The organism is Clostridioides sp. ES-S-0108-01 (genome assembly GCF_020662285.1).
Classification (GTDB): domain Bacteria; phylum Bacillota; class Clostridia; order Peptostreptococcales; family Peptostreptococcaceae; genus Clostridioides.
Map to the genome: position 1 here is coordinate 18,672 of NZ_JADGMN010000003.1, position 23,221 is coordinate 41,892.

Below are 23,221 nucleotides of genomic sequence, written 5' to 3' on the forward strand. Positions count from 1 at the left end.
TTAATTTTATAATTCGACAATAGTGTAAAAAGTCCTTTAAATTAGAAATTTTAAAAACTACCTTGCAAAGTTTAAATAAATAATATATACTCAAAATGTGTTTAATAAAAGTGAATAAAAAGGTAGAGGCGCAATAGTCTATCAGTACTAATAAGGAGTTAAGCACAGAGAATTATTAGGAAAGGAGATATTGCCGAAGTTTTATAATCGATGCTTTAAGATTATATTGCTGGGGGTACATAGAAAATGTGTACAACTGTCACAGGTTTATTTGTGGTGAGCTATCATTTAAGGAATTATATTATATTTATTTTTAATATTGTTTATGTATTGTAATGTTTAAGCCTTGAGTGTTTACCACTCAAGGCTTTTTTAGTTTTATCAGAACATAATACCCTGTATAATTCACAAAATTAAAAAGAGAGGGAGATTTACATGAGGAACAAAAAAATTAATATTATTTTTCTGACGACAATTATGTTCATAATGTCAACAGTAATGGTTTTTGCAGAGGAGGATATAGACACTATTGCATTAGCTAATGCAGAAAAATTTGGAATCTTAACTTTAATACCACCAGTAGTTGCTATAGTACTTGCATTTATAACTAAAAACGTAATAATTTCATTATTTATAGGGATTATTTCTGGTAGTTTTATAATTAAAGCTAGTGGTATTAATGTTTTTGCGACATTTATACAAGCTTTTTTAGATTTGGTAGATAGAGCTTTAGTATCTTTGGCAGACCCATGGAATGCAGGAATAATACTACAAGTTCTGGTAATTGGAGGAGTAATAAATCTTGTTGCTAAGATGGGAGGAGCTAAGGCTATAGCTGAAGCGCTTGCTAAAAGAGCTAAATCAGCAAAAGGTACACAGCTTATAACATGGTTTTTGGGACTTTTAGTATTCTTTGATGATTATGCAAATTCATTAATAGTAGGTCCTATGATGAGACCTGTTGCAGATAAGATGAAAATATCAAGAGAAAAGTTGGCATTTATAATAGATGCTACAGCAGCACCAGTTGCTGGATTAGCTATAATATCTACATGGATAGGTCTTGAAGTTGGTTTAATACATGACGCTTTTGAAAGCATAAATGTAGATGTTGACGCATTTGGTATATTTTTAAATACAATACCATTTAGATTTTATAACATATTAATATTAGTGTTTATTGTATTATCAGCATTATTATTAAAAGAATTTGGACCAATGAGAAAAGCAGAGATAAAATCTAGAAGTAGAAAAATTGGTACAGACCTTGATGAAGGTGTAGAAGAATTAGATGATTTAGCTCCAAAAAATGGAGTAAGATTGAGTGTATGGAATGCTATAATCCCGATAGGCACATTAATAATAGTTGCATTAACATCATTCTATTATAGTGGATATACATCTATAATGGGAGGGGAGAATAAGGCTCTTATACAGTTATTTACGAATTCGCCGTATTCATTTGAAGCAATAAAAGAAGCATTTAGTGCATCTGATGCATCTAGAGCATTATTCCAGTCTGCACTTGTTGCAAGTTTGGTTGCTATTATAATGGCTGTAGTCAAAAAGATTTTTACAATATCAGAGGCAATTGATGTTTGGATAGATGGAATGAAAAGTTTAGTAATCACTGGTGTAATATTAATACTTGCATGGTCATTGAGTTCAGTAATAAAAGAGTTAGGTACAGCTAAATTTTTAATACACTTATTATCAGGTTCATTACCTCCATTTTTATTGCCAAGTTTAATATTTGGTTTAGGAGCAATAATATCATTTGCTACTGGAACAGCTTATGGAACAATGGGTATACTTATGCCACTTGCAATACCACTAGCATACTCACTAAATCCTGATATGTCTTATGTAATAGTAAGTACAAGTGCAGTTTTAACAGGTGCAATATTTGGAGACCATTGTTCTCCTATTTCAGATACAACAATACTTTCTTCAATGGGAGCTGGTTGTAATCATATAGACCATGTTAATACTCAAATACCGTATGCTATATTTACAGCAGTAATTACCGTTGTATTTGGATACATACCAGCTGGATTTGGATTGCCAATATATATAGTGTTGCCAGTGGCTATAGTTGCTATATTTGTAGGTATTCAAATAATTGGTAAGAGAGTAGATGAAGCAGAAATTGAACTTGTAGAATAAGGATATAAATAAATTTAACCTTTTATTATGATTGTTTTATTAGTTTATAGATAATTTTAAAAAGTTATTGAAAAGAATAGCGAAATATAGTAAAATAAAAGAGTAATAAGCGGATGTGGCGGAATTGGCAGACGCACTAGACTTAGGATCTAGCGCCGTTGGCGTGGGGGTTCGACTCCCTTCATCCGCATTTTACAGTACTTAGTTGTACTGGAAAAAACTGGGGTTGCTGGCTTTCGGAGTGGGCTATCCCGTTTTTATTTTTTGATAGATAAGTTAAATACAATATGAATATATTTATAAAATATTTTACTAATAAATACAAAAAAGCACATTAAGTGCTTTTTTTGTTGTCTAAAAATATATTTATAAAATTGCAAACGATTCTATTGTTTGTATGAATATATCTTTAACATAATATAGTAAATTACAATATAACTTTACTTTTAGTGTTTTGTATGACATATTAATAATAAATTAAATAAATATATTATTTTACATTAATATATAACATATATGTATAAAAGTTAATAATATAAAAGTAATATAATTGATAATAAAAACTTAACAAAAAAAATAATACATAAAAAAAAATAAATATAATGTGTTGACATTTAATTGAAATATTCATACAATAAAAATGAAAATAAATATTTCCAAATGAGATTAGCGAGAGAGACCTTTATATAAAAAGGCGCCGAAGAAGAAATTTAAGAAATGCCAATTCTTAGAGAAACTTTCAGGCAAAGATATCGCTAGTTGATGGGACTCTGGAAAGACTTAGGTTAATATACTATAAGTCACCGAAGAAGCAAAATAATATTAAATTATTAAATCTTTCAGGTATACAAACAGGGATATATAGGCTAGGATTATTTTCCATGCTAATATATCTTTTTTTTATGAAAAAGTATAGGACATAATATCGAAATTGCTTAAATATAGTGGGTCTAATTTTATAGGGAGGGTTATATATGAATGAATTGAAAAGAGTGACTTTGTATAATATACACAAAGAGCTTGGAGCAAAACTTGTTGAGTTTGCTGGTTGGGAAATGCCTTTGGAATATAAGGGAATAAATAAAGAGCATGAAATGATTAGAAAAAGTGCAGGTATCTTTGATGTATCTCATATGGGAGAGGTACAAATAAAAGGTGTAGATTCAGAAAAATTTATACAAAATTTAGTTACAAATGATATAAGCACATTAAAGGTAAATGACATTATATATACACCTATGTGTTATGAAAACGGAGGAGTAGTTGATGATTTATTAATATATAAATTTGGTGAAGAAGATTATTTATTAGTAATAAATGCAGGGAATATAGATAAAGATGTGGCATGGATAATAAAACAAAGTAAAGGTTACAATGTAGATATAAAAAATGTTTCTAATGAAGTTAGTCAACTGGCAGTTCAAGGGCCTAAAGCAGAAGAAATTCTTCAAAAAATCACAGACATAGATTTAAAATCAATAAAATTTTATAAGTCAATTCCATCAACAAAAATATGTGGTTTAACTTGTTTAGTTTCAAGAACAGGATATACTGGAGAAGATGGATTTGAGATATATTGTAAAAATGAACATACAGAAACAATTTGGAATGAAGTTTTAAAAGCTGGAGGAGAAGATATATGTCCTGCTGGTTTAGGTTGTAGAGATACTTTAAGATTTGAAGCAGCTCTACCTCTATATGGTCATGAAATAAGTGAACATATATCTCCAATTGAAGGAGGCTTATCCATTTTTGTAAAAACAAACAAGGAAAACTTTATTGGAAAAACAATTTTATCAGAAGAAAAAGAAAATGGAGCTAAAAGAAAATTAGTAGGATTTGAAATGCAAGGCAAAGGGATGCCTAGAAATAGATACGATATAAAGGTTGGTGAAAAAATAGTAGGTTTTGTAACAACAGGATGTGCATCTCCAACGACAGGAAAGATTTTAGGCATGGGAATTATAGATTCTAAGTATGCAAAAGTAGGAAATGAAATAGGTATAGTAATCAGAAAAAAAGTTGTTCCTGCTACGATAGTTAAGAAGCCTTTTTATAAAAAGCAATATAAAAAAGATAATACTGTATTAAATGAAGAAAATAAATTTTCATATATACCTGCCATAAGTGAAGATAAATCAAAAATGTTAAAGGTAGTAGGATTAAATTCAGTTGATGAATTATTTTCAGATATACCAGATGAAATAAAATTAAAAAGAGATTTAAACTTGGAAAGTGGAAAATCTGAATTAGAGGTAAGTAAAATAGTAAAAAGGCTGTCAGAAGAAAATTTAAGTTTAGAAGACTTAACTTGTTTTCTTGGAGCTGGTGCATATGACCATTATATACCGTCAATTATAAAACATATAACTTCAAGGTCTGAATTTTATACATCATATACTCCATATCAAGCTGAAATAAGTCAAGGGACTTTACAAGTAGTGTTTGAGTTCCAATCTATGATTGCAGAAATTACTGGAATGGAAATTGCAAATGCATCAATGTATGATGGAGCAACTGCTGCAATAGAAGCATGCATAATGGCTATGAATCAGACCAGAAAAAGTAAAATAGTAGTATCAAAAACTACACATCCTGAAACTTTATCAGTACTTAAGACTTATCTACAATACAAAGATTGTGAAATAGTAGAAATTGATTTTTGTAATGAATATGGAACTACGGATATAGAAAAATTAAGGGCTTCAGTAGATAAAGATACAGCATGTGTTCTTATACAGACTCCTAACTTCTTTGGTATTATTGAAGAGATGGAAGAAATAGAAAAGATAACCCATGAAAATAAGGCTATGTTAATTATGAGTGTTGACCCAATATCATTGGGTGTTTTAAAGACACCAGGTGAGATAGGAGCAGATATTGTTGTTGGAGAAGCTCAATCACTAGGAAATCCTCTTAACTTTGGAGGACCTTATGTAGGATTTTTCGCTAGTAAATCTAAGTATACTAGAAAAATGCCAGGAAGAATAGTTGGGCAAAGCTTAGATACAGAAGGAAAAACTGCATATGTGCTAACTTTACAAACTAGAGAACAACATGTAAGAAGAGAAAAAGCAACTTCTAATATATGCTCAAATCAAGCTTTAAATGCTCTTGTAGCTTCAATATACATGGCTACTATGGGGAGAGAAGGATTTAAAGAGGTTGGAATGCAATCTATGAAAAAAGCACATTATACTTATAATAAACTTATACAAACAGGAAAATATAAGCCAATATTTAAAGGTAAATTTTTCAAAGAATTTACTGTGCAAGGAAATCTTAATATAGAAACTATAAATAATAAACTTTTAGAAGAAAATATATTAGGTGGTTATAATTTAGAACACAATTACCCAGAATTAAAAATTTCAACTTTACTTTGTGTGACTGAGAAAAGAAGCAAAGAAGAAATAGATAAGTTAGTTGGAATAATGGAGGGATTATAAATGAAAGAATATAATAGTTTGTTGATAGATATATCTAAAAAAGGTAGAAAAGCATATTCGCTTCCAAAGTTAGATGTAGACGATATAAAAGTAGAAGATATGATTGACCAAAGTATGGTTAGACAAAGTGAATTGAATTTGCCAGAAGTTAGCGAATTAGAATTAATTAGACATTATACCCTATTATCAAATAAAAACTTTGGAGTTGACACAGGTTTTTATCCTTTAGGTTCTTGTACTATGAAATATAACCCTAAAATAAATGAAGATATGGCAGCACTTCCAAACTTTACTGCAATGCATCCATACCAATCTTCATACACAGCACAAGGTTCTCTTTCTTTAATGTATGACTTGTCAAATAGACTTGCAGAAATTACAGGTATGGATGAAGTCACACTACAACCTTCAGCAGGTTCACATGGTGAATTTACAGGTCTTATGATTATAAAAGCATATCATGAAAACAGAGGAGACCATAAGAGAAACAAAGTAATAATTCCTGATTCTGCACATGGAACAAACCCAGCAAGTGCAGCTATGGCAAACTTTGATGTGATTCAGATAGCATCTGATAAAAATGGAGCTATAGACATAAATGCGTTAAAAGCAGTTTTAAGTGATGAAGTAGCAGCTCTTATGCTTACTAATCCAAGTACTCTTGGATTGTTTGAAAAAAATATAAAAGAGATAGCAAGTCTTGTACATGAAGCAGGAGGACTCTTATACTATGATGGTGCAAATATGAATGCCATTATGGGGATAACAAGACCTGGAGATATGGGATTTGATGTAGTGCATCTTAATCTTCATAAGACTTTTTCTACTCCTCATGGAGGAGGGGGTCCAGGAGCTGGTCCTGTTGGAGTCAAAAAAGAATTGGTACCTTTTTTACCAATACCAGTAATTGAAAAACAAGAAGATAAGTATGTATTAAATTATGATAGAGAAAAATCTATTGGAAAAATTAAAAACTTCTATGGTAACTTTGGAGTGCTTGTAAGAGCTTACACATATATATTAACTATGGGAAGAGATGGGCTTAAAGAGGCTAGTGAAATGGCAGTTTTAAATGCAAATTATATCAAAGAGAGTATAAAAGATGACTATATATTACCAATAGATACCTTATGTAAACATGAGTTTGTATTAGGTGGGTTACCAAGAGGAGAGGCAAATATAAAAACTATAGATATAGCAAAGAGATTACTGGATTATGGATATCATCCTCCAACAATGTATTTTCCTCTTATCATAAATGAGGCACTTATGATAGAGCCTACAGAAAGTGAGAGCATAGAGACATTAGATAGTTTTATAGAAGCTATGAAAAATGTTGCTAAGGAGGCAAAAGAAGAACCGGAACTATTGAAAACTGCTCCACACAATACTTTAGTTAAGAGAGTGGATGATGCAAGGGCAGTAAAGAAACCTATACTTACATGGTCGCAAAGATAAATAATTAAAAATAGAGATTATAAATATAAAGGAATTTGTATTTATAATAAAAAGCTATCTAACTTAATATAGTTTAGATAGCTTTTTTGTATATATATAATATTTACTACTGAAGTTTTAAATTATATTAGTGCTTATATAAGAATATTAATATGATGATTATTATACCATTATTCATAAAAATTATAGAAATTTATTTTGATACAACTTTTTACTCTTTTGGTTTAAGAGAAACTTAACTAAAATATATCGAAATTTATAAAAATTTAGGAAATCTTAAGAATTATATTATTAAAATCTTTAGATTTATATTTTATTATATAAACTATAGAATAATAAAATATAAAAATTGGGAGTTTTATAATATATTTGTAAATTTAAGTATAAAAAGCGTTAAGTTGAAAGGAGTAGAATATGGATAGTGCTAATTTAAAAAGTTATAATTGTGATATAAATATGGGATTAAGCAGTGGGCAACTTCAAAGTAGGATAGATGATAATTTAATTAATGTATTTGATAATGGAAAAACTAAAACATATAAACAAATTTTTAAAGATAATGTATTTACACTTTTTAATCTTATAAATATTGTTTTAGTTTGTCTATTGGTATCAGTTGGCTCTTTTAAAAATACTTTATTTATATTTATTGCTGTAATTAATACTATTATAGGAGTAATTCAAGAAATAAGAGCCAAAAGATTGTTGGACAATCTATCTGTCATAGTTTCAAATAAGGTATCTGTTATAAGGGAAGAAGAGAAAAAAGAGATTGATGTACAAGAATTAGTATTAGATGATATTATGATTTTAAAAACAGGGAATCAAATTTGTGCAGATTCAAAGGTATTAGATGGAAAATTAGAGGTAAATGAGTCTTTAATTACAGGTGAATCTGATATTATTATAAAAAATGAAGGTGATTTCTTATATTCTGGTAGTTTTGTAGTTTCTGGAGAGGCTTTTGTGAGAGTTGAAAATATAGGAAAAGATAACTATGCAAATAAGATAGCTAGTGATGCCAAGATTTCTAGAAAACATAATTCTCAACTTAGAAATTCATTAAATACAATATTAAAAATTGTAGGTATAATAATTATTCCTCTAGGGATTATATTATTTGTAAAACAACATTTTGGAAATGGAGATTCTATAACTACATCTGTAGTAGGTACTGTGGCAGCTGTAAATGGTATGATACCAGAGGGATTGACATTGCTTACAAGTATTGCTCTAGCTGTAGGAACTATAAAGCTTGCAAGTCATAAAACTTTAGTGCAAGAATTATACTGTGTAGAGACTCTTGCTAGAGTTGATACATTATGTCTTGATAAAACAGGCACAATTACAGAAGGTAAAATGCAGGTTGATGATGTAGTAATACTGGATGAAATAGATATTGATGATATAATGGGAAATATATGTAATTCCCTTAAGGATGATAATGCAACAATAAGTGCAATAAGAGATAAATACCGTATTTTAGATACTTATAAAGTTAAAAATTTAATACCATTTTCATCAGAAAGAAAATACAGTGGAGTAGCCTTTGAAGATAAAGGTACATATTTACTAGGGGCATTTGAGTTTGTTTTTAAGGATAAACATAAAGAACTTAAAACAGAGGTTGAAAAATATTCTAAAAAAGGCAATAGGGTAATAGTTTTAGCTCATAGTAATTCTTATATGGAAGAAAATAATATACCTGAAGATATAAAACCACTAGCTTTTATATTAATATTGGACAAAATTAGAGATGAGGCTAAGGAAACTTTAGAATTTTTTTATAATGAAGGCGTAGATATAAAAATTATATCTGGAGACAATCCAGTAACAGTAAGTGAAGTGGCTAGAAAAGCAGGTCTTAAAACGGCTAGTAATTTTATTGATGCAACAACACTTAAAAATGATGATGATATATATGAGGCAGTTGATAAATACAGCGTCTTTGGAAGGGTAAGCCCTCAACAGAAAAAACAAATGATTTTAGCATTAAAAAAACAAAATCATACAGTAGCTATGACTGGAGATGGCGTAAATGATGTTTTAGCACTTAAAGAAGCTGATTGTAGTATAGCTATGGCTTCTGGAAGTGATGTTACTAAAAATGTTTCTAATTTAGTATTGTTGGATTCAAATTTTGCATCAATGCCAAAAGTTGTTATGGAAGGAAGAAAGGTGATTAATAATATTCAAAGAGCATCTTCTTTATTTTTAGTAAAGACAATTTTTTCATTCTTCTTGTCGCTATTAACATTATTTTTCTTTAGTAGACAGTATCCATTCGTGCCTATACAATTATCACTAATTGGAGCTGTAACAGTTGGTATACCGTCATTCTTCTTAGCTCTTGAAGCAAATAAAAGTAGAATTTCAGGAAATTTTTTACTCAATATATTAAAAAATGCATTGCCAGGAGCACTATGTGTGACAGTAAATGTAATTATTGTTTACAATATAGTTGAATACTTAGGTTATAGTTCAAGTGTATTTTCTACTATGTGTGCGATATTAACTGGTGTATGTGGTCTTTTAATATTAAGACAACAATGTCTACCATTTAATAAAGAGAGGTTATTTTTAATTGTAAGTATGACTATTGCATTTGTTATTGGAATTCTATTTTTAGGTGGATTATTCTCATTTGTAGCATTGAGTAGAGAATTAATTCTAATAACTATGGTACTAGCAGTATTAATGCCAATTATGATAAAAGTTATGTTATTCGTGTTGGATGAGATATTAGATACAGTAGCTCCAGATTTAAATTAATTTGTACTGCACCCCAATTGTTGGACCAAAAATCTAACGATGGGGGTGTTTCTATATGGCTAAATATGATTTTAATTTCAAATTAAAAGTAGTTAAGCCCTATTTAAATAGAGAAGGAGGATATGTTTCAATAGCAAAACAATATGGAGTTGTTAACCATTTTTGAATGAACAATAGTACACTTATAGCAACATGAAAACAAAAGTTTTTACATGGTGATGTCGATGACCTGTCTAAAACGAAAGGAAAACCATCAATGAATAAAAATAAAAACACTAAAGAAGAAAAAATCGTCTCTATTTTTGAAGAACATAATGGTAGATATGGCTATTGCCGAATTAAAGTTTCACTAAAAAATAATGGTATAGTTATTAATCAAAAGAATTAAAGAAAAATTCCCTGTTAAATATAGATTTGAATATGAATCTAAAGTTGCATAAATTTAAAAATACAGGAATGAAAATTTCATTCCTGTATAAAGTCTAACTTTTGGGTCTCAGTACACATTTTGAGACAATCCCTTTTATTAGTTATAATTATGTAAATTATTCTATATTAGGTTCTTCGATTAAGTTTCCACATACATATCTATGAATGATATTTCTGTCATCACCAACATAGATAAATCTTTCAAGTCTTTCAAGTATAGAGTAATTGGCATGATTTAAATCTGAATCATCAATAATTAATGCATCAAAATCATAATCTTCTTCAAAGCTACCAACTTTTCCAAAGAAACTTCCTCCACTTTTAGTTGCAATATAAAAAGCTTCAGATAAAGATAAGAAGTTAAGTTCCTTACCAGAGTTCACCCAATATAATTTAGATAACTGTATTGCAGACACTATTGCTTTAAATATTGACAAGGTATGCCCACCGCTTATATCCGAACCAAGGGCTAATTTAATACGATTATCAAGGAATTTTCTAATAGGCATAGCACCACTACCAACATTAAAGTTAGAAGCAGGGCAGTGAACTGCCATAACATTATTTTCCCTCATTAAATCCATTTCTTCTTGAGAACAATGAACACAGTGAGCCATTAAAGTAGGAGTTTGACCAAATAAATTATACATATTATAGGCATCTCCATAAAATTTAGATTTAGGCTCTAAACTTTTAACCCATTCAATTTCATCATAATTCTCAGATAAGTGTGATTGTATAGGCATATTATACTTTAAACATAAATCTCCCAAACCTTTTAAAAGTTCACTCGTACAACTTGGTATGAATCTAGGAGTTATGATTGGTTTTACAATAGACTCTTTATCACTGTATTTATTTATAATTTCTTCTGTATCAGCAATAGATTTATAAGTATTCTCTAGTAAAGCATCAGGGCAATTCATATCCATATTTACTTTACCAATATATGCTCCAATACCAACTTCTTTGAATATATCCATAAGTTTCATAGAAGCTTCTTTATGTACTGTGGCAAATACAGCTGTTCTTGTTGTTCCAGATTTCCAAACTTCTTTTACAAATTTTTTATACATTTTTGTTGCATATTCTATATCTGTATAATTTGATTCTTCTGGAAACACATAAGTTTCAAGCCATGGCAAAAGTTCTTTATCCATAGCTATTCCTAGATTTTTAAATTGAGAAGCATGGCAATGAAGGTCGTTCATACCAGGTATTATAAGTTTATCGGTGTAATCTACTATTTCTAGATTCTTATATTCTTCAGGTATGTCTTTAAAGATTCCTTTTACTTTGCCTTTGTATAGTATAATATAACTATTTTCAAATACTGTGAAGGTGTCTGAAGTTTTTGTGAAAATTATATTCCCTTTTATTGCTTTTAACATATAAGTCTCCTTAGTTTTAGATTTGTTGATTTTAACGTATGTAAGTTATATTTTTGTTTTATAAATTAAACTTTTACCATATCTATTATATCAAATTTGAGTTATAAATACTATTAGAGAATAGTAAACAGCAGTGAAATACAGTTGTTTACTAGCATTTCCTAATATATATTACTGACATTTAAGAAAAACATGATGTTAACTGATATAAAACTAATATTATTTAAAGAGAGCAGTGCTTATATTCTTGGTTGTTTATTTATCCATTTAATCTAAAATGTGAGAATATTTATTTATATCTATTTTTAATAACTGTATGTCCTAATCTTTCAGAAATTATTTTTATGTTGGTTACAGTTAGAAGAAGTAAGCTTGCATTTGCATGTCTTAATTCATGTATCTTTATACATAGAAGGTTATTAGTTTCTAATAGTTTTTTAAAGAATATATTTATTTTATTAAATTTGCTTGTTTAAGTTAACTCATTTTAATATAAATAATTATTTTTTTGTAAATTAAAGTGTATTTATTTTTATTAAATTATAAATTTACATAAATATTCAAAAATAATCTATTTATGATATAATAAAAATATAGAAACTTTGCAGTGTTCGATTTTTTTGGAAAATTGTTTGTAGTTATTGAAATTACTGTTTTATAGAGGTTTTTTATAAAGTATCAAAAAACACTACTGGTCGCTCACTGCAATTTTAAGAGAATTATGTGATTTAAGGTATTGAAAATGCTCAATTTATTTTGGGGTTTTATATTAACTAAGTGGTATGTAAATTTTTTAATCTTACGTCACCTTTTATTCTTCTTATTAAGTTTTATATTAACTAAGTGGTATGTAAATTAAATTATTTTACAATAATGATGATACAATTCTTTAGTTTTATATTAACTAAGTGGTATGTAAATTTAGATCATGCTTATCGTATGGCTTATTTTGTTCAAGTTTTATATTAACTAAGTGGTATGTAAATTGTAAATCCTCTGGAAATGCTTCTCTTAAAGCTGTAAGTTTTATATTAACTAAGTGGTATGTAAATATAGCTAAAGAAAATTCACTGAAAGAACTTCCAATAAGTTTTATATTAACTAAGTGGTATGTAAATTTGTTTAGGATAATATTCTTTTATAAGAAGTTCTACAGTTTTATATTAACTAAGTGGTATGTAAATAAAAATGAAGCAAGTTATTGTGATTATACAGGATTCCGTTTTATATTAACTAAGTGGTATGTAAATAAAGGTGGTCTGATTATGATATAGAAGAAATCTACAGGTTTTATATTAACTAAGTGGTATGTAAATATTGGATATTGTACAATAAAAGGTGAAAGATATGCACGTTTTATATTAACTAAGTGGTATATAAATAAAGTTTATAGGAGTGTCAACACCAGTAGTATCTAAAGTTTTACATTAACTATGTGAATTTAAAATCGAAACCACTAAATAACACTTACTCAAATAGTAGGTGTTTTTTTATACAAAAACTTAAGAAAGGAGAGTAATAATATGGCAATAATACAAACAGCTATTCGAATTTTCGATGGAATTAAATTTTAAATATAAATATACCTTAGGAATTGTTAATAGTAGTGAAAATACCTACTAAAGTGAAGATACTTATCTTTATGCTAATACAAAGAAGCTTAAAGCTTTTATTAGAATTAAAGAATCTAAAAGCATTATAAATAGTAAAACTTCTAATTTAGATACGAAGCTAGAGGAATTAAATAATGAACTGTTAAATGCTATATAAAATATCTAAAAGAATTAAAAAAGAGTGCAAAAGCACTCCAATTGTGAGAAATATATACATAAAATCATTATTACAACAATGAAAAATGTACATATTAAGGGACATTTTGTATTTTTTTATGATAACACTTAATTTAAAATAAATGTTTATCATAGCAATAAAAAAGAAAAAGGGAGTACTTCATACTCCATTTGTCAAAAATATAAAACTTTTACATAAGATTATTATAACATAATTTATAAAAGTGTAAAGATATATAATAAATTTATAAAGATAAGGAAAATAAAAAAGATAAATCCTAAACAATGAGAATTATCTTTTTGGGTAAGAAAATTATTATCCTATTCTTAAAAAGCGTATCTAAACTGAATAATAATTTATTATTACTGCTTTTAATTCTTTTTCTCCTTGATTGTGATATGTATGCATTGATTTAGCTGAAAAACAAATAGAGTCATTTTCTTTAAGTTGATAAATAGAATCATTTACTTCTAATTTTAATTGACCTTCTATAATCATAATATATTCTTGTGATTTTTCGGAATGACCAACAGGCTTATAAGTCTGCATCAAGCAGAAGAATAAAGAATGAGTTTCCAGAGATACGAAAACAATTATGGAAGGAGTATTTTTGGAGCAAAAGTTATTGTTTAGTAACTACTAGTGAAGCACTATTAGAAGTTGTAAAACAATACATAGAAAATCAAGGAAAGAAGTGATATTGTGATAAGAGTCTACAAATATAGGCTATACCCAAATGGGGAGCAAAAAGAATATTTTGCTAAAACCTTTCCGATTTTATGCATAGGGCATTTTCCAATACCTTCACATCCATATTTATCTGCTAAGTCTTTGTGAAATGTACTCTTTATCACTTCTATCTTACATTTTTTCATAGTAGTCTCATCTCCCTATATATTTATTTATATAAGTATATGTTTTATTTTATGTTTGAACAAGTACTTACTTTTAAGTAGAGTACTAACGTTTAGTATAGTGATTTTATTATATGAGGAAGATTAAATAAGCATGAAAGACTATAATACATCATATTTGACCAATATAATTTCTAGTTTATTTATATATGTTTTTCGGTTATTAAATAGGAAATAATTATAATTTTTTTAATATACTGAGTATTATTTCCTAAAATAGGTTTATATCAATTTCTATTTTGATAGATGGAATTCATAAATGATAATAAATAAAAAAATAATATAATCAATTAATGAAACTTATAATAATCATTGATTATTACTTATGTATAAAATTTAGCAATATCAACTGATGATAAAGGTAATATAATAATAAATAATCCAAAATTTTCTGAGTCAGTAAATTGATTAAAATACAATAGGAGATATAATGAATAGGTCAAATCAAAAATTATAGAAAAAATATTGTAATTTGAAAAATGTAAAAACAAGTATAAAATATGAAATAAACATACTTATAAATGTGACATAAGAAAAAAGTTAAAAGATTTATTTTAAATTATTAATCCTTTATATATTCAAAGATTTCTTCTATACTTACGTTGAATACATTGGCAATATCAAATGCTAATTTTAATGAAGGATTATATTTTCCGTTTTCTAAGTTACCTATAGTTTCTCTTCTTACTCCTACTAATGATGCTAGTTTCTCTTGGCTCATATTATACCTTGCTCTATATTCCTTAGTTCTTGAACGAATTATCATTATTCTAATCCTTTTCCTTCTTTATGCTGTAAGTATGCAAAAATTCCTATAAAACTAATCATTGCTACAGAAAAGCTAATTCCGAGTCCATTTTCTATATTAGAAATTTTATATGAAACAATGGATATAACCATAGATGCTGATAGTGATGTAAGTGTTAAGAAGAATGCTGGGGTTGCTGCTTTTCTTAAATTTTCTTTAAATAATTCATCTGGAATGATATTAAAGTATCTGAAAAAAACAAAAAACGCACAAAAGCTAATTGTATGTATTTCACCAGTATATGATATACCAGCTATCCCCAGAAAACCTAAGAATCCTAGAAAACCAAGTTTATTTAGTTCTTTAAAATTTTTCATTGATAATTCCTCCCAATTATAAAATGTGATGTATTTTTAACTTCTTGTTAATAATATATAACAAAATATAGTGATTATACAATATAAAAATTAAATTTTATATAAAATACTTTATAAATATTACTTATCTATGTAGAGAATAACATGAGTAGTTTTTACTATTAAGAAAATGCATAAAACTATAGCAGAGATTGTAACAATAAAACTAAAGAAAATTATCATACTAAAACATAAGGAATATTATAATTTTCTTAGATACACGCATAAATATATATTAAGGGTGTGTCCCAAAATAGAGATAAGTCTCTTTTTCATTGTTGAAATGATGAAAATATATTTGATTTAATACAAAAAAGAGTGCCTCATGAACTAAAAAGTTCATTTTGAGACAACCCCGTTTTTTTCAATATAAAGGTGTATTAAATTTTTTATCAATAGGATGAACCTACTCTCCAAAGCTGTGCTTCTTTTAACAGAATATCAATCAGTTCCTGCTTCCCGTCAGTATAATATATCGTCCAAAGTACTAACGCCTATGGCAATATCAATAATAGGTTTTGCATGAATTTTGCAAATAGAAGTGCTTCCAATATGCTGAATATCGAGGGCAACTTCGCCTAATAATTTTTTTAACAATATAATTATATCTTCTGTTTTTTTATGCCATATCGTTTGATGAGGCACTAATCCAACTATACCTCGTTTTAATCCAAGCATTATATCACTTACCAAAATTTCGATTTGTTAACTTACATTTTATCCATCTAATGAAAATAATAGTCTTTCTTTTACTCTAAATTCAAACGCTAGTTCTGTCAAGTTATTCTATATACTTAAAGAAATTAATTAATAACATGAAAATTAGCAAATTACCTAAAGCAGAATTAAAAGTTACAAGATAAGTTTAGAAATTAGATATAATATCAACATCAAGAGAAATTGTTTTAAATAAATTATAAATAGCTGAATTGATAAAAACAATAGATAAACATAAAGAAAATATAAGAATTTTGTCTAGTTATACGTTTTTATTGACCAGTTATGCAGTTGATATTGAATATTCTAAATATTGATGTTATTTTATAGATGGTTTAAACATACTAGGGGGATTTTATGTATGTGATTTGTATGAAGAGAATGTATAAAATAGTAAAAACTTAGAACTATACCTGATGAGATTTCAGAATATATGTATAGAATGATTCTCATACATTAAGTTAGGTATTAAGTAATGTATAATTTATATTGGTTGATTTATTTTTATGGTATATGCTTTTAACTTATCCAATGAAAAAGTAAAGATGTACTCCCAATACATCTTTACTTTAACAGAAGTTATAGTTACTTATAAAGTACCAAAAAAATTATATATTTATTAAGGTAGATAAATCTAAAAAGGTTTTTCTAGAAAAATTTAAATTTAATTATATCTACTGACTAGCAATAAAACTTGATGTAAGCAGATTTCAACTGTAGTTTCTCCATATTCTGATATAAAATCATCTAACTGTGTATCTAAAAAATTACAATAATCATATGAACTACTGATATAAGCAGTTAATATATGTGTACATTTGTCTATTTCTCCAATAAACATACTATTCATCCCCCTAAAAAATTTAGTAAAAATTAAAAATTGTATTTTAATAACCAATTAACACAACTATAAATTTTTTTAGTATTAGCTTCTATAACTTAACTTTATAAAACTAAATATTCCTAGTTTTACCAATTTAGTTTTATTCTACAAATATATAATACTAGAAGATGCTTTATTATTCAACATGCTTGTTTGAGAATAGAAAATATTCTAAAATTAGACTAGTTTTTAAAAAGAAAATTCAAGGATAAATAGATTTATATGTAACTATTTAAATTAAAGTTGTGTCATTGAACTAACTTCATTTAAATGAATAATTATAAAATAGTGTTAGATAAGGAATTATGTATAAAAGAACAAAAAAATTCATTTTACTATTTAGTAAAAATTTTCAAGATATATGTTATAAAAAATTCAAATAAGGTATTTGTAGACATTTAAGAGATATAAAGAATTTTTCATAATGATTCTTTATATTTTTTTTAGTATATTAAAGAATTTTATAATCTAACAAGATATGGAGAAATACATCTAAAATAAATATTATTAGTGACTATAAAAAAATAAATAAGTTAATAAAATTGTTATCTGATAATCTTTCCACAATAAGTACAGTAAGTACCATTCTTTAAAAGTTCCATTTTTGAATCTAAACAATGATTACAGTTCGGACAACGATAAAATTTTCCGTCAATAAAAATACCTAAGAGGATAAAAATAATTGAAACTGTATAGTTTCCCATAAAGACAATAAATGCAGAGCAATAATAAACATACTTATAGATACTAAAAAACTTATTTTCAATTTTGTGTAAATATCTATATATCTCACATAATCACCAACTTATTTTAGAGTTATTCTTACTAATAAAAGTATACCAAACCTATTATAAAAAAGATAAACTAAAAGGTTACAATAAAAATAAGCATATTATAGATTACTTTATAAAAATATCAAATTTAAAAAGGCATTTTTGATTAGTTTTTGACAAATAAAGCTTAAATTTTTGATTTATCAAAAATTTAAGCTTTATTTAAGGTTAGGATTATATTGATATAAGATTTGAGTTTTAATATGTATATGTAATCAAAATAACTTAGGAGGAGAAGTCTATTGGTAAATTGGGAAATAAAAAAATTGATTAAATCTAAAAGTATGTTTATATCTCTAGGGATACTAATTTTAATGCTGTTAATCAGTATCTTTATTAAACCTGTTTTAGAAACAGAGAATTATTATATAGATAAAGATGGAAGGTATATAGAAGATATAAGAAGTGATAGTGATATAGGTAATGAAAAGTTTCAAAATAAGATTAATCTTTTGAAACAATTTTCAAATCAAATAGGTACAGATGAATTTTCTGAAAGCATTAAATCAATGTCAAAGAACAAACTTAATAATCTAAATGTAAATGAATATAAAGATATTAATTTCTGGAAAGTATTTAATTATAGAACTACAAATGCACTTATAAATGTAGGGATGTTAATCATTATAGCTATAATTATATCAAATATTTATATAGATGAAGTAGTTTCCTCAGTAAGAGATATCATACTATCATCAAAAGAGAAAGAAAAAGCCTTAAGGTCTAAAATAATTGTTGCTTTATTAGTTCCATTAATAATTTATTCTGTTTATTTAATTGGAATATTCATCATAACTTGTATACAGCAAGGGATGCCAATTAATGGAGATTTAGAACCTTTTAGAGTAGTAGACAATATAGCTACATTGAAAACTAATTCAAGTATAACAAATTATGTAATATCAAATATAGGTATAGAGCTTTTAATTTTTGAGGGATGGGCTATGATAGCTATATTATGCTCATTTATAAGTAAATCCTCAATATCATCAATAAGTTTTTTTATATTTTTTATAGCTGCAACTAAGATAATGTCAGTAATTCATATATTACCTAAAAAATTAATTTCAGTCATTTCTACTGTAAATTATTATGATTTGATATTTGGTTTTAATAAAATAATAGGAAACTATCTAGGTAAGATTATGATATTTAAAGTAAATATAGATATTGTAAACCTATTAATAGGACTTTTGATAACAATATTTATAGGTGCTATGTCATTATGTTTTTTAGTAATAAAGTCAGATTATATGAGTAAATAAAGGAGAGTTAAGATGAATAAGTTAGAAATAAAAAATCTTTCAAAGATATATGGTAAAAAAGCAGTGAATGATAAGATTACAATAACTTTAGAAAATGGAGTTTATGGTCTTTTAGGACCAAATGGAGCAGGAAAATCCACTTTAATGAAACAAATAACGACGTTGATAAAACCTGACTGTGGTCAAATTCTCTATAATGGTAAAGATGTATTTAAAATGGATGATGATTATAGAAACATTTTAGGATATCTACCACAAGAATTTGGAGTTTATAAAAACTTTACAGCAAAACAATTTTTACAGTATATAGGAGCATTAAAAGGTTTAAAGGGAAATAATTTAAATAGTAGGATAGATGAATTATTAGAATTAGTAGGACTCTATGATGTAAGAAATAAGACTATAGGAAAATTTTCTGGAGGTATGAAGAGGAGAGTTGGTATAGCACAAGTTTTATTAAACGACCCTAAGATAATAGTACTTGATGAGCCAACAGCAGGTCTTGACCCACAAGAAAGAGCTAGATTTAGGAATTTAATAGCAAAAATATCTAGAGATAAGATAATAATACTTTCTACTCATATAATCTCAGATATAGAATCAGTTGCAAAAGAAACCATAATGATTAAAAATGGAAAACTTCTAGTGAAAGGAACACATAGAGAAATATTAAACCATATGGAAAATAAAGTATATAATATTAAAGTTAAAAATGAGTGTGAAATTGATAAGATTCAATCTAAGTACAAGGTTATAAGTATTCAAAGTGATGTTGATTCAATAGTACTTAGAATTGTTGCAGATAATATTCCAACAGAAACTAATACACAACCAGTGCAAGCAAAATTTGAAGATGTATATATGTTTTATTTCGATTTGGAAGATACAAGGGAGGTATAGTAGAAATGATATATTTAGTTAAAGCTGAAATGATAAAAATATTAAAATCAAGGAGTGTTTGGATAATTTGGCTATTTTTACTATTTTTTGGCTTTCTTCTGATTAGAAAGTTTGATGTTTTAGATACTTATGCAGACATATTTTACAAGATAGAAGGCTCCATACCTCTAATAGGTTTGATAATGTTTATAATAACTTCTGGAAGTTATACTAAAGAATATGATTCTAATATGACTGGTTTAATAAATACAACTAAAAATGGAAAGAAATCAGCAGTGTTATCAAAAATAGTAGCTAATGGTTTAATTTTATCCATTATTAATATTTCATTTATATTATTAGTAGGAATTAGAGGGTTTAGTTTTTTTGACTTTAAAAATTTAAATGAACCAATTCAGAACTTATGGTACTTTAGAGATAGTAATTTAAATCTTACAGTGATACAAATGTATATAATTGTTATCTTAACTACTATTTTTGCTTCTTTTATATTTGCACAAATAGGTTTAACATTTTCATCTATATTTAAATCTGCTATAATTCCATTTATATTAGGTGGATTGATAATGGCAGTTCCATACTTTAGTGTAGGTTTTATACCAGATAAAGCTATAAAATTTATGTCAGTAACTCCAAATTGGATTATGATGAGTCAACAAATCGTTAGGTATAACGTACCAAGTACTTTGATAGGTTTTTCTATACTAATCTCAATTATATTAATGATAGTATTAACTAAAATAACATATAAAAATTTTACATCAAGCAAAAGGTTTTAACTAAAAATAATACTAATATTATCTATACCTTAGTTTAATTTAAAATAAGATAAAAGAATTTTAGATAAAATATATGCTAATATATAGGTAAATTATTATAGGAGGTTATTTATGGAAAATTGTGTTTTGATAATAGATGACGAGGTAGAGATATTAAAACTTTTAGAAACTGTCTTAAAAAAAGAGGGTCTTAAAAACATATATACTGCAAAAACTAGAAAAGAAGGATTAGAAGTATTTAAAAATATCAATCCTGATTTGATTATATTGGATATTATGTTGCCAGATGGCGAAGGTTATGATATTTGTAAAGAAATAAGAAAAACCTCCAATTCTCCAATAATATTTTTATCAGCTAAAACTGAAGAATTAGATAAATTACTCGGACTAGCGATTGGAGGAGATGATTATGTCACAAAACCTTTTAGCCCTAAGGAAGTAGCTTTTAGGGTTAAAGCTCATTTGAGACGATTAAGTTATTTTAGTGATGCTCAAAATGAAAGTACAGATTTAGATGACAATGAAGAAAATATTATATCGTTTGGACCATATATATTGAATGAAAGTAGAGCAGAGCTTATAAAAGATGGAAAGTCTATAGCATTATCTGCAAAGGAACTAAAAATACTATCTTTATTTGCGCATAATCAAAATCAAATTATAAGTAAAGAAAAACTATGTGATAAAGTGTGGGGAGAGGATTATGTTGGATTTGACAATACTATAATGGTTCATATAAGAAAAATTAGGGAAAAATTAGAGGATAATCCTTCAAAGCCTGAATATATTCTGACAATAAAAGGTCTTGGATATAAATTAGCAGTAAAGGAAGATTAGAATATGAAATGGAAGATTACTAGAAACTTTATATTTACAATTGTGTTTGTAGTTATATCAGTAGTAATTATAAATATTATATCTATACTGTATGTGATTTCAACTGACAGTTTTTTTAAAGTTGTAGATTCTAAAAATAATCCTGAAGAATTTGCACGTTCCTTTGAAAAAGATTTATACGAAAAAGATGGAGAACTTAAACTATCTAAAATTGGAATTGATAAATTAAAAAAATCAAATTCATGGATACAGGTTTTAAATGATTCAGGAGAGGAAGTTTATGGAGTAAATGTTCCAAAGGAAACTCCAAAAAAATATACACCCTTCCAAATGGTCAATAATTACAAGTATATAGAAACAAAGTATGTTAATTTTGTCTTAGAAAAATATTTAAACAAAAAACATCTAAATATAATAGTTGGTATGCCTAGTAGAGATACATCAAGAATAATTTTAACTTATTCCCAAAGTAGTATTAAAGAAACTTTAAATAAAACTATCATTATAACATTAGTAATTGATGGCATAGTTGCCTTAGGTGTAGGATACTTATTTAGTAGAAAACTTACAAAGCCAATATCAAGTGTACTATGGAGTATTGAGACTATGGCTAATGGAAATTATAGTTTATATCTCAAAGACAGAGGTATATATGAAGAAGTTTTTAAAAATATAAACATGTTAGCTGATACTTTAAGAATAAATGAAGATGAGAGAAAAGAAAATGAAGAATTGAGAGAGGAATGGCTGGCAAATATAACACATGATATAAAAACGCCTCTAGCATCTATACAAGGGTATGCAGAGATAATCAATGATAAAGATTATGAGTTTGCAGAAGACGAGGTACGAGAGTATACAGAAATTATATATAATAAGTCTAGGTATATAAAAGATTTAGTTGATGACTTAAATTTATCTACTCGATTAAAAAATAATACTATAGTTTTGAACAAGAAAAAAATAAATTTAGTCAGTTTAGTTAGAAATATAATAATTGATATTTTAAATGACAATAGATATAAAAATAGGAATATTGAATTTGAAAGCAATGAAGATTTAATTGAAGTATGTGTAGATTCAATCTTATTCAGAAGAGCTATAACCAATCTTATATTTAATTCAATAGTTCATAACAACGAAGGAGCTTTTATAAAGGTAGAAATTGCAAAAAAAGATAATATAGAAATTATAATAAAAGATAGTGGGGTTGGAATAAGCAAAAATGATTTGAAACATATTTTTGAAAAATACTATAGAGGTACTAATACAGGTGAGTTGCATAAAGGCTCGGGTCTTGGTATGGCTATTTCTAAAGAAATAATAGAGATTCATAAAGGTAAAATTTATGTAAGTAGTGAAATTGGAATAGGAACAGAAATTATTATAGAAATAAATCAAAATTAGAATATATAATATGGATTTTTTTAAAAAAGGTATAAGTGGGTTTACTATATATATTGTATATCTTAG

The 23,221-nt window shown here is 26.8% G+C and carries 17 protein-coding genes, 1 tRNA gene, 1 pseudogene, 1 CRISPR repeat array and 2 riboswitches; of the genes and pseudogenes, 13 read left to right on the top strand and 6 right to left on the bottom strand.

Going from position 1 to position 23,221, the window contains the following annotated elements; genetic code table 11:
- The first annotated feature begins 115 nt into the window (after nt 1–115).
- Nucleotides 116–292, top strand: a riboswitch (Lysine riboswitch).
- Nucleotides 293–435: 143 nt separating this feature from the next.
- The 6 genes from IR152_RS03885 (at nt 436) to IR152_RS19915 (ending at nt 10,233) form a co-directional block, all read left to right on the top strand.
- On the top strand, nt 436–2,166 hold the full coding sequence (locus IR152_RS03885; RefSeq protein WP_227450500.1) for a Na+/H+ antiporter NhaC family protein: 1,731 nt from the start codon (nt 436–438) through the stop codon (nt 2,164–2,166).
- Nucleotides 2,167–2,275: 109 nt separating this feature from the next.
- Nucleotides 2,276–2,356, top strand: a tRNA-Leu gene (locus IR152_RS03890).
- Nucleotides 2,357–2,826: 470 nt separating this feature from the next.
- Nucleotides 2,827–2,931, top strand: a riboswitch (glycine riboswitch).
- Nucleotides 2,932–3,140: 209 nt separating this feature from the next.
- Nucleotides 3,141–5,615 (top strand): aminomethyl-transferring glycine dehydrogenase subunit GcvPA, encoded by a 2,475-nt coding sequence (gcvPA, locus tag IR152_RS20370; protein WP_255624412.1) that lies wholly within the window; start codon nt 3,141–3,143, stop codon nt 5,613–5,615.
- Nucleotides 5,616–7,073, top strand: a complete 1,458-nt coding sequence (gene gcvPB, locus IR152_RS03905; RefSeq protein ID WP_227450501.1) for an aminomethyl-transferring glycine dehydrogenase subunit GcvPB — start codon at nt 5,616–5,618, stop codon at nt 7,071–7,073. It begins immediately after the preceding gene.
- 414 nt (nt 7,074–7,487) lie between these two features.
- Complete coding sequence (locus IR152_RS03910; RefSeq protein WP_227450502.1) at nt 7,488–9,845, top strand: HAD-IC family P-type ATPase; 2,358 nt, start codon at nt 7,488–7,490, stop codon at nt 9,843–9,845.
- A gap of 256 nt (nt 9,846–10,101) precedes the next feature.
- Nucleotides 10,102–10,233, top strand: coding sequence for an IS3 family transposase (locus tag IR152_RS19915; protein ID WP_395970766.1), 132 nt, complete (start codon nt 10,102–10,104; stop codon nt 10,231–10,233).
- 157 nt (nt 10,234–10,390) lie between these two features.
- Here IR152_RS19915 and IR152_RS03925 read toward each other — a convergent pair whose 3' ends face one another.
- Both IR152_RS03925 and IR152_RS03930 read right to left on the bottom strand, forming a co-directional pair.
- The gene (locus IR152_RS03925; protein WP_227450504.1) at nt 10,391–11,665 is read right to left on the bottom strand and encodes an amidohydrolase family protein; all 1,275 of its coding nucleotides are present in this window, start codon (nt 11,663–11,665) and stop codon (nt 10,391–10,393) included.
- 760 nt (nt 11,666–12,425) lie between these two features.
- Nucleotides 12,426–13,048: direct repeats of the CRISPR family, unit length 31 nt; unit sequence AGTTTTATATTAACTAAGTGGTATGTAAATT.
- A 747-nt stretch (nt 13,049–13,795) separates the two neighbouring features.
- Nucleotides 13,796–13,954, bottom strand: a complete 159-nt coding sequence (locus IR152_RS03930; protein WP_255624415.1) for a cupin domain-containing protein — start codon at nt 13,952–13,954, stop codon at nt 13,796–13,798.
- Between the two features lie 35 nt (nt 13,955–13,989).
- Here IR152_RS03930 and IR152_RS03935 point away from each other — a divergent pair.
- Both IR152_RS03935 and IR152_RS20375 read left to right on the top strand, forming a co-directional pair.
- Nucleotides 13,990–14,154 (top strand): annotated as a pseudogene (locus IR152_RS03935) (transposase); the annotation flags it as partial.
- Between the two features lie 4 nt (nt 14,155–14,158).
- Nucleotides 14,159–14,293 (top strand): helix-turn-helix domain-containing protein, encoded by a 135-nt coding sequence (locus IR152_RS20375; RefSeq protein WP_227450506.1) that lies wholly within the window; start codon nt 14,159–14,161, stop codon nt 14,291–14,293.
- Between the two features lie 639 nt (nt 14,294–14,932).
- On the opposite strand, the gene IR152_RS03945 is transcribed toward IR152_RS20375, so the two are convergent.
- The 4 genes from IR152_RS03945 to IR152_RS03960 all read right to left on the bottom strand — a co-directional run bounded on the left by IR152_RS03945 (nt 14,933) and on the right by IR152_RS03960 (nt 17,092).
- On the bottom strand, nt 14,933–15,136 hold the full coding sequence (locus IR152_RS03945; RefSeq protein WP_255612282.1) for a helix-turn-helix transcriptional regulator: 204 nt from the start codon (nt 15,134–15,136) through the stop codon (nt 14,933–14,935).
- On the bottom strand, nt 15,136–15,495 hold the full coding sequence (locus IR152_RS03950; protein ID WP_227450507.1) for a DUF3796 domain-containing protein: 360 nt from the start codon (nt 15,493–15,495) through the stop codon (nt 15,136–15,138). The genes IR152_RS03945 and IR152_RS03950 overlap by 1 nt, the downstream gene beginning before the upstream one ends.
- Nucleotides 15,496–15,996: 501 nt before the next feature.
- Nucleotides 15,997–16,227, bottom strand: coding sequence for a GrpB family protein (locus IR152_RS03955; protein WP_227450508.1), 231 nt, complete (start codon nt 16,225–16,227; stop codon nt 15,997–15,999).
- Between the two features lie 688 nt (nt 16,228–16,915).
- Nucleotides 16,916–17,092: a hypothetical protein gene (locus tag IR152_RS03960; RefSeq protein WP_227450509.1), complete on the bottom strand. Its 177-nt coding sequence runs from the start codon at nt 17,090–17,092 to the stop codon at nt 16,916–16,918.
- A gap of 1,117 nt (nt 17,093–18,209) precedes the next feature.
- Here IR152_RS03960 and IR152_RS03965 point away from each other — a divergent pair.
- From IR152_RS03965 to IR152_RS03985, 5 genes are all read left to right on the top strand, one after another.
- Nucleotides 18,210–19,232 carry a hypothetical protein gene (locus IR152_RS03965; RefSeq protein ID WP_227450510.1) on the top strand — a complete coding sequence of 341 codons (1,023 nt, stop codon included), beginning with the start codon at nt 18,210–18,212 and terminating at the stop codon, nt 19,230–19,232.
- Nucleotides 19,233–19,244: 12 nt separating this feature from the next.
- Nucleotides 19,245–20,132, top strand: coding sequence for an ABC transporter ATP-binding protein (locus tag IR152_RS03970; protein WP_227450511.1), 888 nt, complete (start codon nt 19,245–19,247; stop codon nt 20,130–20,132).
- Nucleotides 20,133–20,137: 5 nt separating this feature from the next.
- On the top strand, nt 20,138–20,911 hold the full coding sequence (locus tag IR152_RS03975) for an ABC transporter permease (protein WP_227450512.1): 774 nt from the start codon (nt 20,138–20,140) through the stop codon (nt 20,909–20,911).
- Between the two features lie 111 nt (nt 20,912–21,022).
- Nucleotides 21,023–21,748: a response regulator transcription factor gene (locus IR152_RS03980; RefSeq protein WP_227450513.1), complete on the top strand. Its 726-nt coding sequence runs from the start codon at nt 21,023–21,025 to the stop codon at nt 21,746–21,748.
- Between the two features lie 3 nt (nt 21,749–21,751).
- Entirely contained in the window at nt 21,752–23,155 is a 1,404-nt protein-coding gene (locus IR152_RS03985) for a sensor histidine kinase (protein WP_227450514.1), read from the top strand.
- Nucleotides 23,156–23,221: the final 66 nt, after the last annotated feature.